At 59.2% G+C, this 292-nt stretch carries 1 protein-coding gene; it reads right to left on the bottom strand.

Annotated features, from left to right (window positions below; all coding sequences use genetic code 11):
• A partial coding sequence (locus tag GFH49_RS00945) for a hypothetical protein (protein ID WP_155053801.1) occupies window positions 1–292 on the bottom strand: 292 nt, incomplete at both ends.

The following is a 292-nucleotide window of genomic DNA, read 5'->3' as shown; positions in this document are numbered from 1 at the left end:
AACCTTCGAGTAGGTGTCGTCGGGTATCGGGACGACAACTGGTTGGCTTGAGGATACGAAGACCCCGGACAGGTCTTCCACGTTCTCGTGGCCAGCGTTCTCGATTCCGAGGATGCTACTCCAATACGCGGCACCTTCTTCGATCCTGGAATCGCCGGAATTCTTGGCGTCTATGACGTTCTTCATGCTGCCGAACCAGCGGTCCGGGACCGAATCGCCGGCTTGCGTCGCGGAGTAGACCTCGGCGACGCGGCGGATGAACAGAGAGATGCTGTAGCCGTCAACGAGCAGG

This window comes from Streptomyces blattellae (genome assembly GCF_009709555.1).
Taxonomy (GTDB): domain Bacteria; phylum Actinomycetota; class Actinomycetes; order Streptomycetales; family Streptomycetaceae; genus Streptomyces; species Streptomyces blattellae.
Note: the sequence above shows the minus strand (reverse complement) of the source record. Positions and strands in the feature narration are given on the sequence as shown.